This is a genomic window from Pedobacter agri PB92, assembly GCF_000258495.1.
Classification (GTDB): Bacteria; Bacteroidota; Bacteroidia; order Sphingobacteriales; family Sphingobacteriaceae; genus Pedobacter; species Pedobacter agri.
Genome location: NZ_AJLG01000120.1, coordinates 1 through 15,160 on the forward strand (window position 1 = coordinate 1; position 15,160 = coordinate 15,160).

The window sequence follows — 15,160 nt, forward strand, 5'->3', positions numbered from 1 at the left end:
ACGTACACACTCTTCCCCTTTAGTTACACGGACTAACTTTGCTTGCGCAAATGCACCCGTTTGTGCATGCAAACCTCTGATGACACCATAGGAAGAATAGGATTGGTTATCCTGAACAAAATTACCAGACAATCCTGTTTTCTCTTCGAAAGTTTGTTTATTGAAGCTTTCAAAAAAATATCCTCTTGGATCTTCAAAAACTCTCGGTTTGATGATAATACAGTCTTTTAAACCCGTCTGTTCGATTTCCATTATTTATTGCTGTATTGTTTATCGTAATAAGACTGATAATTACCTGAAGTAACATTGTTTAACCAATCTTCATTTTGAAGATACCAGTCAACCGTTTTGGCTAAACCTTCTTCAAACTGTAAACTTGGCACCCAATCCAATTGATTTTGCAGCTTAGATGAATCAATAGCATAACGCAAGTCATGGCCTGCACGATCAGTTACATAAGTGATTAATTTAGCTGATTCACCTGCTTCACGGCCCAATTTCTGGTCCATGATGGTGCACAATAAATTGATCAAATCAATGTTTTTCCACTCATTGTGTCCACCGATGTTATAGGTGTCACCAGTTTTCGAATTATGAAAAATTACATCGATCGCACGGGCATGGTCTTCCACCCATAACCAATCGCGTACATTTTCGCCCTTACCATAAACAGGCACAGGTTTATTATTTTTAATATTATTGATGGCTAACGGGATCAGTTTCTCTGGGAAGTGATGAGAGCCATAATTGTTAGAACAGTTCGAAATCACACAATCCATTCCATAAGTATCATGATATGCCCTTACAAAATGATCAGAACTTGCCTTTGATGCGGAATATGGGCTATGTGGATCATAAGAAGTGGTTTCGGTAAACATTCCTTCTTCGCCTAATGCGCCATATACCTCATCAGTACTTACGTGATAGAAACGCTTTTGATCGTAACTACCTTTCCAGTATTCGCGTGCAGCATTTAATAAATTTACTGTTCCAATGACGTTGGTCATCACGAAAGCTGTAGGATCAGCGATGGAGCGATCTACATGACTTTCTGCTGCCAAATGAATTACTGCATCAAAGTTTTCCGCTTTAAACAAGTCCAAAATTCCAACTGCATCAGTGATATCAACCTTTACAAATTTATAATTAGGTTTGTTCTCGATATCAGTTAAGTTTGCCAGATTACCTGCATAGGTTAAAGCATCAAGGTTAACGATTTCGTAATTTGGGTAATTATTTACAAAACGGCGGACTACGTGAGAGCCAATAAAGCCTGCCCCACCAGTAATTAGAATTTTTTTCACAGTCATTAAATGATTTTCAGTCGGCTAAAATAAGATAGTTTATGGAAACAAACAACTAAATGACGCTATATGACTAACTTAACTCCCCGCTTAAGGGTTTCGAATGGATAATATATATGCCCATTTGGTGAAACAGAGGCTTACGCTGAATTATTGATATAAAGTAATGCTGAGAAATTTTAAAAAGCGGAATAATTAGTTAGTTTAGCAAAAACTTAAAATCGTCCCGATATTTAATGAGAAGATTAGGCTGTCTGATAGTGATGATCGGAGGAATCATTTGCTTTGCATTTGTGATGTACCTCCTGTTTCGATAATATACCTATTCAAAAACGCCAGACCGATCCCGTTTATCTTATAGACATCTAAAACCCTTTTATATAAATATAATAAAGCAGAAATGCTGTCACAGCATGCCGCTCTCCTATCCATATCAACGTCATAGTCTAAGGCATGATGAAGGCATTTTAAGGCATGTGTAACTTGTTGAAAAACGCCAATGAATCCGTACTTTTTAATAAATGATCTTAAAAAAGGGATAGCTATGGATCACCATGATGAAATACTTGGTTTACATCGCTGCTACAGAACTTTCCAATTCTTTGTACCAATCTTCGCCATATTTCCTGATCAGCGGTCCTTTTAAAAAGCTATACACCGGAACTTTTAATTCTCGTCCAAAGGTACATGCGTCGTGGCAGATATGCCAGCGATCGTAGTTCAGCACCTCAAACTCAGGGTATTTGGTAATGCGAATAGGGTATAAATGGCAGGAGATTGGTTTTTGCCAATCCACGATTCCCTGCTCATATGCTTTTTCAATGGCGCATTTGGTAATGCCGCCTTCAAATAACACATAAGCACATTCTTTATTTTGATCTACGCAAGGGGTCGTTAAGTCACCATCTTCGTCTACCACGTAAACGCCTTGTTCCTCAATAGCCTTAATGCCCTTTTCGTGAAGCAAATGTTTGATCTTTGGATAGATTTCTTCCAACACCGCAGTTTCATCATGATCCAATGGCGCACCCGAATCACCCTCCACACAACAGATTCCTTTGCATTTGCTTAAATTACATACAAAGTTCTCTTTTAAAACATCTTCGTGCACGAGCACTTGTTCCACTTCTATCATCATTATTCTTTTGCTAACGCATATTTTAAGCCTGCGGCTGATTTTAACTCCATGGTTACCGCACCCACCAGGATTTCAACCTGTGCTTTTACCGGCACACGGTTTCCATCATCTGTCACCCAAAGATACAAACGACTATCCTTTTTAAAAATACGCCCTGGTTTAATGGACGGACTGAATTTTAAGCACCGGATATTCCCCAATTTACTTTTGATGGTTTCTTTTCCTACGTATTCAATTTCCAACGCCGAAACCTCATCCTGAAGGAAATAATTCAGTTTAAAGCTATCCCCTACTTTGAGTTTTGATATGTCTAAACTCCGGGCAAAATAATAAGCAGATACTAAATCAAATGTCTGATTGGTTGGGGTATTAAAGTTGCCCCGGTTTGAAACAATTTTCTTAGCGTCCTGGTTAAAACGGGCTTTATCCTGTCTTTTATAACTGGCTTCCCGTATGTTCTCCTGATAAAAATAAGGCAATAAATCTTTCTTGTCGATATAGGAATCATAGTGATCTCTGATTTTGTAGAATACATCGAAAGTGCCTGAAGTTTGCGCATCAACGGTTAACTTATAGGTGGGTTTATTATCAAATACAAGATCAGAATTGGTTACTTTGATTGTTGCCTCCGCGGCGGTGATAAATCCATACCTTAACTTATATTGTAAAGTTTCCCCTTCCTGAAAAACCGGTTCTTTCTTGAGCGGCAATTCCTGGGCATGAACGCCAGTTACACCGATGGTCAGGATAAATAATAGAATTAATTTTTTCATTTGTTTGTGTGTTTCGTTTGTGTACGGATACTATAACGAATAAATAGCTTCAACGTCATATAACCTCACGAAATATATGCAAAAAGCAAACCAACATTCAAAATTCACTGACCTTATATCAAGATTAAATAAGCATTTACTTTGGCAAATAGCTAAGCCAAAGCATAAACGCCCCGTTTTACGCTAATCCGGCCTAACAAATTTTTGGGGAAGCACAACACTGCTAACGCACATACTTAAATACAAAAATGCCGGCCACGACTGCAACATTTAATCTTTTCTTTTATATACAGGAACAGTTGAACATGGCTCTCCAAACATAATACTTTTGACTACTGGCGTGAGCAAGTTAGTCACTTCTACATAAGCAGAAACCGGAATATCAATATCGCCACAACCCTTCACCACCACACGCTCATCTGCATAATCTTGTGGATTTATTTTTGCCAATGCTTTGGTGAACATCACCGCATCAAGTGTCGCTAAATCACCAAATACTACTTCGTTTGCCACAGGCTGTAATTTATTTGCCAGGAGCATGTAGGCCCAGGTGGGAACAATTGCATCCGCCGAGCAGATGATGCCTACGTTTTTACCCTGATATTGAGCCCAATCGTGCTCCTTGATAAATGCCCTGAAATCTTTTTCCCGCAACATCAGTCCGTGGAAAAGATTATCCTTAATATCATAAAGCACTCTTTCTCCTTTATGATAAAAATCCTCCAGGTTTAAAGTGATTAAACCACTATTCGCTACTTTATTGATGATATTTTCCTGAATCTCCATGGCTATAAATAAAAAAACCGTTCCGGTTAAACATCGGAACGGTTGCAAATTTACGGAATTTCTGATTAATAGAATTTCACACGATTGTCTTTTATAGTAGCATTATCAATCAATGCCTGGAAAGCAGCCTGACCTGAACGCTGACCTAAGCTTAATAACATGCTCTCTTTTTGTTTGAACATGTTTGCAATTGGTGCCGGATTAGTAAATCCATCAACAGAGAAAACATACACGCCACGTTCACCTGCTACTGGTGCAGAAACTTTACCTGGCTGCGCACCAAATACACTACCCACCAATTTATTTTCTTGTGCCACACCTGGAATTACCGGGTTAGCAAAAACAATATTTTGAACTGGATTAACCGGAGCCCCAACTTTAGATGCAATTTGATCTAAACTGCCTTTGCCGGCACCATTTAATTTATCCTTTAATAATTTTGCTTTAACAGCATTAAGAACCAATGGTTGAATTTCTTTTTTCACAGCCTCTAAAGGTAAAACACCTTTTGGATTAACAGCAGTTAAACGAGCCACTACATATTCATTCGTCATGGTGTAGATTTCAGGCAATACATCACCTTGATCCGCAGCATAGGCATCCTGAATTAACTTACGAGGATTATCTAATCCTGCCGCAAAACCTTGAGTTGCACCAATTTTATCGGCAACTGAAACTTTTAATCCTTTTTCCTGAGCGTACTTGGCGAAATCTTTGCCTTTAACTTCGTTAAGGAAATTACTTGCTGCCTTATAAGCTGCTTGTTGTGTTTTGCTGCTTGCACCCAATGCTTTCTCGATATACGCAAGCTTTGCAACTTTCGAATTACCCATCTGTCTTTCGATGCTCATGATATGGTATCCGAACTGAGATTTCACTACTTTCAAATCTCCTGCTTTTCCATTGAAAGCAGCATTTTCGAATTCAGGAACCATTTGACCGCGAGTGAAAGATGGTAGTGAACCACCTTGGTCTTTTGATCCATCAACACTGTAAGTTTTAGCAAGCTCCGCAAAGTTGCCACCTTTTGAAATCAAGCCTCTTAAAGAGTCAGCTAATTTAGCTGCTTTATCATCTCCACCAACTTTAGCTGGATCAATTAAAATGTGTTTCACTTTAACTGAATCTGGAGAAAAACGGGTATCGATAACTTTAATTAATTTGTAAGAGTTTCCGGTTAATTTCGGACCGTAAAAACTTCCGGCTGGCAAAGCAAAAACTGCTGAGTCTAAAGCCGGATCACCTAGTTTACCTTTTGATAAATAAGTATAAGGCACTTTCACATCAGAATTGATGGCTGCGAAAAGTGAATCGTTTTTAGAAACTTGGAAATCAGCTGCAATTTTTTCAATTTGCGCTTTAACAGCTGCCGAATCTGCAACAGTTGGGCGAATGCTGAATGACACGTAATCAAAAGAACGTGATTCCTGAGGGTTATTAAAACGAGCTTTATTTTCATCATAATAAGCCGAATAATCTGCGTCAGTTAATTTTACCGAAGCATCAGCAACAGTGCTGTAATCTAAACCAACATATTTGAAGTTCGCCAGTTTATTACGATTGTTATATTCATCTGTAGCCTCTAATGAAGTTACATAAACCGAGTTACGGATTAAGTTTGAATATTTAGATTGTAACGATTGGTTTTTAATCTCTTGTTGCAACATGTTTGACTGTTGCAAAGCCTGTGCATCTTTTGATTTTAAGAAGTTCATCAAAGTAGCACGGTCTACTTGCCCAGTTTGTGGGTTTGAAAAGTATTGTTTGATTAATGGACTTGGGTTTTGACCTTGTAATAAATCGAACAACTCATCTTCAGAAACGGTTAAGCCCAAACGCTCATATTCCTTATTTAATAATACACCAGCCAATTCAGCATTCCAGGCCTGGTCTACTGCCATTGCTGTCATTTGAGGATTTAAGCTTCCGCCGAATTGTTGTTTATACTGGTTTAAACTTTGATCTACTTTTGGTTGAAAATCATCAATACTGATATCATTTCCATCAACCGTACCCACTACCTTTTGATTGGCCGACCAAAAAGGCTTACCCACGTTAATTGCATCGCCTACTAAAAATGCAACAATTGCAAAACCGATTGCAAAGACCAAGATATAGCCAGCACGGTTACGCAAAAATGTCATTAATCCCATATTGTACTTTAAATTTATTTAGTTTTTTTTAAGAGGGCGCAAGATACAAATTTGCCACAAAAAAGAAAACACAAAATTTTATTTATCAAGTGTTTAATTTTTAAGCAAATAGAACTGCTGAAATTAGCGTTTAAGCGGAGGATAGAATGAGCAAATGGCGAACGAAATACATAGATATTAACGCACATGCGATCATTCAAAATTCGATACTGGTTAAGGAGCAATGCCTTCCTTCATATTTAAATCACCGCTTCCTGTTTCCATCGAATAGGTACTAAAATCCTGCGGCGCTACGAAATTAATTCCATTACCCTCGCTACCATCAGCACCTTTAACATAAACCCTTTGGGTGGAATAAAAGATTTTTTTGATCTCATCCCATATTAATTCCTGGGAAGAGAAAGTATCGCCTTTGCTGTTTTTAACAACAACGTTTTTCCTGAACTCCGTTTTTTTATCCTGATCCTTGCGGATGGCGTAATCGCACACCAGATTACCATCAATGGTTCCGTTAGGATTAAAGAAATCGATATTGACGCCCTTGGGCATTTCCTGATATACCGCACCTTCTGATGGTGTGATCTTATCCATAATGGGTGCATTACCTTTTGCTTTTACCCGGGCAGAATCGCTGTAAATAACTTCTACACCAATTGTTCGATCTCTGGTAAAGGTAATTTTATTAATGGCTACTGAATTTGCTTTTTTTAGGTCATCATCTCCACAGGATGTCAAAAAGATTGACCACCCGAGCATCGAACCATATAAAAAAGTCTTCAGTTTCATTAATCTACCCTGTATTTACGGAACCAGGTATCATTCAGTGTAAACCCTAAATGGAAGTTAATGTATTGTTCTTTTACAAGGTTATTGTTTAACGTTCCCCTTTGGCCTACCTCGGTAGTAAAGTTAATTTTATAAAACGCTGATCCGGCATTTGCACTTGGCAATGGGAAACCAAAGCCTAGTGAAGCACCCATTTGTTTAATATCCTGATTGTTGATCTGAATATAAGTTTTATCGTAGCTGAAGCCCAAACGATAGTCAACACGTTTCATATAACTGTTGTACGAGGTGGCGTCTGGCGTCCATTGCCCGCCTAATGATGCTCCCCAGCTATCCTGCAAACCTGAATTGATATTGTTGATGCTGGTTGCAGCCCATTTGCTCATTCTAAAATCAGCACCAATTAACCATTTATCACTTTGTTTAATGGAGATACCAAAATTATGTGTTAAAGGCAAAGTTAAATTCGATTTACCATTATCAACGGAGCTCAACGTATCAAGCGCAGTGTTTTCGTTTCCGTTTGCATCTCTGCTATATTGAGTGGCATAGAAAGTTTGCGTAGAATTCAGCTTACCAGAATTGCTTCCTGAATAACCCAAGGTCATGGAAGTTTTCTTGCCAATATTGAAATCATACTGAATACCGTATGAATAATTTAGTCCACCTACACTATTTTTATTTTGCAGTTTTGCATTGATGGCACCGGCAGAAGCATACTCAGTAGCTCTGGTAGTTAACAGATTTCCAAAGATATACTCCGCATTTGCACCGATTCTTAAATGATCGCCAATGCGGTAACCATAGCCAATATAAGCTTTTGATAAACCACCTTCTCCTTCATACAGCTGATCTACATTTGTAGTATCAATTTTAACTGTATTTCTATAGGTGTAGCCTAGATCAGAATAAGGAAGAATACCAAAACTTAAGGCCGATCTTCTGCTAACAGGTACGGCAAAGGCCAGGTGACTGAAAGTAGAGTTGAAACTCGTTTCAGTTAAGTTATTTCTTGATAAACTGGTCAAACCTGCACTCATCCCTACATCAATAGTAGTTAATGTAACTGCTGAGTAGGATGCCGGATTTTGCATGTTGATATTATTGAATCCAGTTACTGAATTTATGGCTGTAGATATACCGCCCATTGCCCTAAATTGTGGTAGCAAAGAGCCTTTTATATTTCCAAGTCCAAATCTTGAATATGGAGAGGAAGTGGTCACTTGTGCCTGGGCACCTAAACCACAAACTAGAACGAGTATGGCTGCAATATAATTTATTCTTCTGTACATTTTAATCTGCAATAGCTTCATTTAATCCTTTTAATACGATATAGGGATCTTGTATAATTTGAGGGGCAAAGATGCTGTTTTGTAATTGCTTAAACAAAAAATTAGCATCACCACCTGTTATAATCACCTTTAAGGCACTTTCTTTTGTATTATTTATGGCGATAAAGCCTTCAATTTCATTTACGATCCCACGTAAAACGCCGTTTTTAATGGCAGTCTGCGTATCTTCCCCATCAGGTATAGCCTCGCCCGGATTCCATTCTACCAGAGGCAACCTTCCGGTAAACTCATGCACAGCTTTAAACCGCATCGCAATTCCAGGACTAATACTCCCTCCAAAATACATTTGTTTGCCGGTGAGCAAATCATAAGTGATGCAGGTTCCGGCATCAATTACCAAACAGGCATTTGTTGGAAACAGACTATTTGCACCTAAAATACTGGCCCAACGGTCTAAACCCAATGTAGCTGGTGTTTTATATTTGTTTTCAACGCCTTTAGTTAATGTGGCAGTAAAACGGGTGTATTGGGTATGTTTTTTTAAGTATTCTTCCAGTTGATTTATTTCCTGGTTTACACTACTGATAATTGATTTTTTCGGAGAAAATTTTTCAACTAACTGCGCCAAATCCAATATACCCACCTTGGCTAACCGTTGATGATGAACAACTTCCTTCCCCGCAAAAACAGCTACCTTTGCTGAAGAGTTACCAATATCAATGCTTAAACTGTGCATTTATGTTATTTAACGCAAAACAAATTTGTTTGATATACTTTCTATCCTGGTGATGCAACATATAATTAAAAAAATCATTCCTCGCAAAACCCAGCCACAAAGCTATTAATCTTTGTTAAGTATTGTTCTAGTATTTTGTTAAAAAAGGTTAAACAAAAAGAAAGTATTGGATAGATAATACAAACAATACGAACAGTGTTTCATAAAACCAACGTTTTTTCGCATTGCTGAAATAATAAGCCAACAATACCGACCCGGGGGGTACGCAAAGCAAAAAATGCCAGGTTCTAAAGTTGGGTTTAAGGTAAAAACTGGCCCCTGCTATGATGAACATGAAAAACAACAATTGAAATCCTTTGCGGGTGCTGATGAAACTTCTGAAAAAGTTTTCCCTCAGTTGCAATGAGGCCAGCACGATAATGATGGCAACCGGAATAAGTACCAGATAATCATTATAGTTTACTTTGAAAACGGATGGAAACTTGTTGCCAAGTGGTTTCCATATTTGGTAGAATGAAGATAAATTATCATTCCAATAATAAAACACAGCCAGGAAGAAGAAAACTGTAATAAAGCCAACTAATCCTGCAATCCATTCCCTCCAGTCGAACGACCTGAATAATAATAAAGCTAAAAAAATCATCAATAGCATCGCCATAAACGGGAAGTAAATGAGCGTACCGACACCGATGATCATTCCAATATCAAATACGGTAGTAATAGAATTGGCACTTTTACCAAGTTTTAGGAATTTATCAATCACCCAAATCAGCAAAAAGTTACAAATTAATGCCGGACTCAAAATCATAAAAGGCATGAACAGGCTCATCCCGGTGATGTACATCAATGCAGGCAGGAAGCTTGGCTTGGTCAGTAAATTATGATTGTTGATGATGTTATTAAAGATCAAAGCCTGTGCAAAAACGACCACTGCAGCTAGAAATATGTTTGTAGCAGCCGTAAAAGCATTATCCAAATCAATATTGATCAGCAATCGGGCAAATGGCTCTAAGAAATCGAAGTTAAGTTGCGCAGGTGTTTCATGAAAAATCGCTATACGCATGAAAAATGTGTAAGCTAATAGGAACAGTAAGTTAATTGGATTTAGCTGTCGAAACTGATTAATCATGCTTTTTTAAAGTGTAGGCAAAGTAAAGATAAAAACCTGAAAGAAAAAAAGCCTAGGCCAAAGAACGGCAGATAATGATGAAAGAGCAAAGAATAAGGAACAAAGAGCAAAGAACAAGGAGCAAGGATAATGGAGCAAAGAGCAAGGAACAAAGACTTATGCAGCAACAATATGAACTAAATTGCTACGTAGTCTATAAATTGAGCTAGTTACGCTTAGGGCCTGGCGTATTTTTTTACCATGTCATCGATAATCTGGGCTGTTTCATCAGGAAAGTCGAACTCATGCTTTTGAGGATTATTAATCCACTCTTTTACAATCGGTAACCAGTTTTTTGTACTTCCCCATATTACGGGGAGGCCAAATTGTTTGAGTGCATAGGCATTACATTGTTGTTCAAACTGAAAGCGCATTGGTGCAACCAATAATTTTTTCTTTAAATAAAGTGCTTCTGCCGGACCTTCAAAGCCACCACCGGTAAATAAACCTTCGCAAGTGGCTAAACTTTTATTAAACTTCTCGTTGTTAACCGGCTCCACAAATACATTTTCATAGACGTAAGCTTCTTTACTGTGCTTAGAAAATACCTGCCACTTAATTTCGGGAATTTGGGAAAGCAACTTCACCAGCCTTTTATCATCAACTGCTGGGAGGTAAACGGTATAATGACCGAGATTTTCGCTTCTTAGCGATCTAATCTCAGCCCTGATCACCGGTGTATGGATGAAAGTATCGTACCGATCAAAATGAAAACCAATATGATGTTTCGTTGGTGCATAGCGACTCAAAATTAGCTTTCCCCAATCCAATGTTCTTGGTCTCGGAACTTTTTTTGATTTAAAAGCAGCCTGGTGACTTAACGACACACATTCAATACCCTGTAATTTACAAGCCCACGCACTTACCGGCTCAAAATCATTTACAATAAGGTTATATTGTTTAAGGTCGAGTTGTTTCATATCTTTCCTGAAACGGAAAAGATTCATGCTCAGCCAGGTTTTAAAATGATCCACCCCACCCTTTTTTCCAAAAATAAAGCTGAAGCCATGTAATTGATATTTCACCGGTTGGCTTAATTTTACATCAGCCTGCGTACCACTAACTAAAATATCGAGTTCACCATATTTTTGAAGTAAAGGAATAATTTCACGAGCTCTGCTAATATGACCGTTTCCGGTCCCCTGAATTGCGTACAGTATTTTCATTTGTGCCGAATATCCAAAAATTATTGAGCAATTTCATACTTAATGTGCTGTAAAAGTATGTTTACATCAAGCTTGCTTTTTAAATCCTCGGCATCAGATAGAATTCCTTCATCCAACTCATCTTTAATAAAATCGAGATGATCATATTTAAAAACCGACCAACTTTGATCTTGATATTCCAAAGCGGTTAAACTTTCTACCCAATCGCCGCTATTCAGATAAGTTACTTGTCCTTCATCTGAAGTAATCTGGCGTTTCTCCGCCTGGTGGATATGGCCACAGACCACATAGTGGTAACCTTTTTCGATAGCCAGTTCTCCGGCAGTTTGTTCGAAACTATTGATAAATTTTACTGCATCTTTAAATTTAGCTTTTATCTTTTTCGAAAAACTCATTTTCTCTTTACCAAAGGCAGTTAAAACCCAGTTTACAAAACTATTTATCAGGATTAGCGTATCATAACCCACTGCACCCATTTTGGCCAGCCATTTGGAATGCTGCATGGTTACATCGAAAACATCGCCATGAAAAACCATGCTTTCTTTCCATCTAATTCCAGAATTAATTTGTTTTGAAGATGAAAACTTCCCATTTCCATTCCATCGAATTTCCGGAGCATTTCGTCATGATTGCCGGTGAGATAATAAACCTGAACACCTTCAGAAACAAACTTCATCAACTTACGGATCACTTTCATGTGCGAATCAGGCCAGTAACTCTTGCTAAATTGCCAGATGTCAATAATATCGCCATTCAAAATCAATGTTTTAGGCCGAATGCTTTTGAGATACTTAAGCAGTTCTTTAGCGTGGCAGCCATAGGTGCCCAAATGTACGTCGGAGATTACCACTACATCAATGTTTCTTTTGTCCATAACCGGGAAATTTAGGGGGAAAGAATATGTTACCGCTTAATGAAAGCAGTTTAGAAGAACTAAAAATTACTTTACCACTCTTCTTCCTCATCGAGTTTAACCTCAAAAGGACTAAAGAAATAAAGTACCACAATTAATAAACATACGGCGAAGAATGTCTCTAACATATCATCTGATTTTACCTGACAAAGGTAAGACACTGTTTATCAAACAAATGTTACGGCACTGTTAAATTATTCTTCCAAATGATAAAGGATGTTAAATTGGAGGTTTGACCGTATATTACTTCAGTTGGCTCGGCAAATTGAAATAAACAGAAAGCAAAAAAGTCATTCAATGAATGGAACATTGCCCACCTTCATCGAATGACATTATATTTCTGGCTTATAAAAGTTAAGCAAATTAAGCTTTAACAGCTTTCTTTTTTTTCTTATTTTCTGAATAAAAGCCAAAACCCAATCCAGCTAACAATAAAATTGAACCGGCCAGCGAGATTTTTTCTCCGGCATAGTATGATGTTGGGTGGAAGATAAATTCCAGTTTATGGTTACCACCTTCCAGCTGAGCAGCACGTAAAATATAATCTGCTCTAAAATATGGTTTCTCAACACCATCGATATACATTTTCCAGCCCTTGTTGTAATAGACCTCTGAGAAAACAGCAATCACATCTTTGGCTGAAGAATACTCATAGGTTAAATGATCAGGTGTATAATTGGTTAACTTAATAAAGCCTTCCACACCAGTACCCAATCGTTTGGTATCAATTAATGATTTGTATTGCTCATCAACGATAGCTTCCTTCTTTGCATCGAAACTACTGATGGCTTTCATTTCCTCATCCGCGTTTTTAGCATATTGAACACTTTGAACAAACCAGGCATTACCTGCAGCAGTTGCATTGCGTTGCATTTTATAAGAGCCATTTTGAGGGTCTTGTGTAATGATATATTTCGCATTTAACATATCCAGCACATCCTGATTAATGCTTTTAGTTAACTGATGATCAACTAGCTCCTGAAAGCGCTTTAACCTTGCCGAGTGGAAACCACCAACAGTTTTATGGAAAAAAGATGTTTCTGCGCTTTTGAATGGATCTCCTAATGATAAATCGAAAACCCTGAAGTTTGGATCTTTATCTGCAGAAATGAAATTGTCTACGTCTCTTGGCTGATAATGACTCGCCAAATCAGATTTACTTACAAAGTTCTGGTTGTTTAAATAACGGCGATCAACCTGCCATAAATCTACTAAAATAAACAAAGCCAATAAGCCAAAGGCCAATTGCATATTCATTTTTTTTGTGATGAACGCCCACGTTAAACCAAAACCAATGGCAATAAAAAGTACCGTACGCCATGCATCGGCACGTGCAAGCGCTACGCGATCGGCAACCACACCATTAATAATTTCGATAGCAGCGCCTCTGTTATTTTGTAACGTTTGAGCAAGGGCATCTAAAACCTGTGGCTGGTTGGATTGTGTAAAGCTGAAGAATGCAGTTGGCATGATGGCCACAATTAAAGATAAACCACCGGTAATACCTGCAGACCATGTTAATCTCTTCACCAGATATTTCTGATCGTATTTTCCTTCCTGAGCTTCCTTAATGGCCAAAATAGCTAATAAAGGCACTAGCAAACCAACCACAGCTAAAATAGATTCAACTGCTCTGAATTTGTTATACATTGGAAGGTAATCAAAGAAAATATCAGAAATCAGCGGTAAGTTTTGCCCGAACGAAAGAAATAACAACAACACACTACTGCCCAGAATCCACCATTTCCAGCGATGCTGCACAATGAATAATCCGAATACAAAAAGCAAACAAATGATTGCCCCAAAATAATATGGTCCTGAAGTACCTGGTTTATTTCCCCAGTATTGATTTGTACCTAAATTTTGAGCCACATATCCAATAGCTTGTCTTGGATCGACACCCTGAAGGTTTTTCTCAACCGCTTTATAGGTATTGCTTTCTGGCTTAATCATTTCATCGATACTGCTCGCACCACCATATAAATTCGGAATTAAGAAGGTAAAACTTTCTCCAACACCCTGGCTCCATTGGTACGCATATTCTTTATCAAGACCATTTGCAGGTTCTGCCTTATCGGTTGTTAAATTTGATTTTCCGCGAATGGTTTCTTTACCATATTCATAGGTTGTCCATAGCGTACCTGCGTTTACTAAAACTGCCAATACAATACCCGCAACAACATATGCAATAGATTTACCGAAAACACTTAGTTGTTTAGCTTTAAAAGCATGGTAAAATTCGATACAGGCTAAAATAAACAGAGCGATAAACAAATAGTAGGTCATTTGAATATGGTTCGATCTGATTTCTAAAGCCATAAATAAAGCAAGTAAACTTGCTCCAACCAGATATCTTGCTCTTAAAACTAAAATGATTGAGGCTAAAATTGGCGCAAAGAAACCAATAGCCAATGCTTTATTACTGTGCCCAGCGGCGATGATGATAAAGTTATATGAGGTAAATGCAAATGCAATTGCACCCGCAGCAGCCAGCCACGGATTGATTTTTAGCACACAAAATAGTAAATAGGCACCTATTAAATACAGAATTACCGTACCAACCGGATCAGGAAAAACTCCCTTTATTACATCGATTCCATAGGTAGTGATATTTAATGGATATTGCACCCAGATTTGGTAAGCCGGCATCCCGCCAAACATCTGGTTAGTCCAAAGCGGACCTTTTCCAGTGGCGGCCTTTACATCCATAATTTCTTTCTGCATGGCTTTTGCCTGCAAAACATCGCCTTGCTGTGGCGCTTTACCCTGCAAAACAGGACTGAAGTAGGCAAAAGTAATGACTACAAAAAATGCAATAATGGCCAGGTGGATGCCATTTTTATTAAACCAGTTATTCATTAAGGTTTGTTTAAGTTTAAACGAACGTCAAAAATAAAAAAATTGGGCGGTATAAAAAAGGAATAAATTAAATGTAGTGTGTACGT

At 38.0% G+C, this 15,160-nt stretch carries 12 protein-coding genes and 1 pseudogene; all 13 read right to left on the reverse strand.

The window, feature by feature from the left end; translation table 11 throughout:
* The coding region (locus ON09_RS16390; protein ID WP_010602148.1) for a dTDP-4-dehydrorhamnose 3,5-epimerase family protein at positions 1-252 on the reverse strand (252 nt) is incomplete at its 3' end.
* On the reverse strand, positions 252-1,304 hold the full coding sequence (rfbB, locus tag ON09_RS16395) for a dTDP-glucose 4,6-dehydratase (RefSeq protein WP_010602149.1): 1,053 nt from the start codon (positions 1,302-1,304) through the stop codon (positions 252-254). The genes rfbB and ON09_RS16390, both read right to left, overlap by 1 nt.
* Positions 1,305-1,875: 571 nt before the next feature.
* The gene (locus tag ON09_RS16400; RefSeq protein WP_029204401.1) at positions 1,876-2,439 is read right to left on the reverse strand and encodes a DUF3109 family protein; all 564 of its coding nucleotides are present in this window, start codon (positions 2,437-2,439) and stop codon (positions 1,876-1,878) included.
* Positions 2,440-2,441: 2 nt separating this feature from the next.
* A complete protein-coding gene (locus tag ON09_RS16405; protein ID WP_010602151.1) occupies positions 2,442-3,215 on the reverse strand; it encodes a DUF3108 domain-containing protein in 774 nt (257 codons plus the stop codon).
* Positions 3,216-3,485: 270 nt separating this feature from the next.
* Complete coding sequence (locus ON09_RS16410) at positions 3,486-4,001, reverse strand: DUF2480 family protein (protein ID WP_010602152.1); 516 nt, start codon at positions 3,999-4,001, stop codon at positions 3,486-3,488.
* Between the two features lie 65 nt (positions 4,002-4,066).
* Positions 4,067-6,154, reverse strand: coding sequence for a peptidylprolyl isomerase (locus ON09_RS16415; protein WP_010602153.1), 2,088 nt, complete (start codon positions 6,152-6,154; stop codon positions 4,067-4,069).
* 213 nt (positions 6,155-6,367) lie between these two features.
* Positions 6,368-6,940: an LptA/OstA family protein gene (locus tag ON09_RS16420; RefSeq protein WP_010602154.1), complete on the reverse strand. Its 573-nt coding sequence runs from the start codon at positions 6,938-6,940 to the stop codon at positions 6,368-6,370.
* Complete coding sequence (locus ON09_RS16425; RefSeq protein WP_029204402.1) at positions 6,940-8,232, reverse strand: PorV/PorQ family protein; 1,293 nt, start codon at positions 8,230-8,232, stop codon at positions 6,940-6,942. Before ON09_RS16425 ends, ON09_RS16420 begins: the two co-directional genes overlap by 1 nt.
* Before the next feature lies 1 nt (position 8,233).
* A complete protein-coding gene (locus tag ON09_RS16430; RefSeq protein ID WP_010602156.1) occupies positions 8,234-8,968 on the reverse strand; it encodes a type III pantothenate kinase in 735 nt (244 codons plus the stop codon).
* Between the two features lie 148 nt (positions 8,969-9,116).
* Positions 9,117-10,031, reverse strand: coding sequence for a DUF6427 family protein (locus ON09_RS16435; RefSeq protein WP_238533713.1), 915 nt, complete (start codon positions 10,029-10,031; stop codon positions 9,117-9,119).
* Positions 10,032-10,312: 281 nt separating this feature from the next.
* Positions 10,313-11,302, reverse strand: a complete 990-nt coding sequence (locus tag ON09_RS16440; RefSeq protein ID WP_010602158.1) for a glycosyltransferase family protein — start codon at positions 11,300-11,302, stop codon at positions 10,313-10,315.
* A 20-nt stretch (positions 11,303-11,322) separates the two neighbouring features.
* Positions 11,323-12,176, reverse strand: a pseudogene (locus ON09_RS16445) (UDP-2,3-diacylglucosamine diphosphatase).
* A gap of 402 nt (positions 12,177-12,578) precedes the next feature.
* Complete coding sequence (locus tag ON09_RS16450; RefSeq protein ID WP_010602159.1) at positions 12,579-15,074, reverse strand: hypothetical protein; 2,496 nt, start codon at positions 15,072-15,074, stop codon at positions 12,579-12,581.
* Positions 15,075-15,160 lie beyond the last annotated feature (86 nt).

Excerpts from the sequence above, each read along its gene's own strand:
- ON09_RS16400 (WP_029204401.1), bottom strand. The coding sequence starts at position 2,439 with ATGATAGAAGTGGAACAAGTGCTCGTGCACGAAGATGTTTTAAAAGAG.
- ON09_RS16405 (WP_010602151.1), bottom strand. The coding sequence starts at position 3,215 with ATGAAAAAATTAATTCTATTATTTATCCTGACCATCGGTGTAACTGGC.
- ON09_RS16410 (WP_010602152.1), bottom strand. The coding sequence starts at position 4,001 with ATGGAGATTCAGGAAAATATCATCAATAAAGTAGCGAATAGTGGTTTA.
- ON09_RS16415 (WP_010602153.1), bottom strand. The coding sequence starts at position 6,154 with ATGGGATTAATGACATTTTTGCGTAACCGTGCTGGCTATATCTTGGTC.
- ON09_RS16420 (WP_010602154.1), bottom strand. The coding sequence starts at position 6,940 with ATGAAACTGAAGACTTTTTTATATGGTTCGATGCTCGGGTGGTCAATC.
- ON09_RS16425 (WP_029204402.1), bottom strand. The coding sequence starts at position 8,232 with ATGTACAGAAGAATAAATTATATTGCAGCCATACTCGTTCTAGTTTGT.
- ON09_RS16430 (WP_010602156.1), bottom strand. The coding sequence starts at position 8,968 with ATGCACAGTTTAAGCATTGATATTGGTAACTCTTCAGCAAAGGTAGCT.
- ON09_RS16435 (WP_238533713.1), bottom strand. The coding sequence starts at position 10,031 with ATGCGTATAGCGATTTTTCATGAAACACCTGCGCAACTTAACTTCGAT.
- ON09_RS16440 (WP_010602158.1), bottom strand. The coding sequence starts at position 11,302 with ATGAAAATACTGTACGCAATTCAGGGGACCGGAAACGGTCATATTAGC.
- ON09_RS16450 (WP_010602159.1), bottom strand. The coding sequence starts at position 15,074 with ATGAATAACTGGTTTAATAAAAATGGCATCCACCTGGCCATTATTGCA.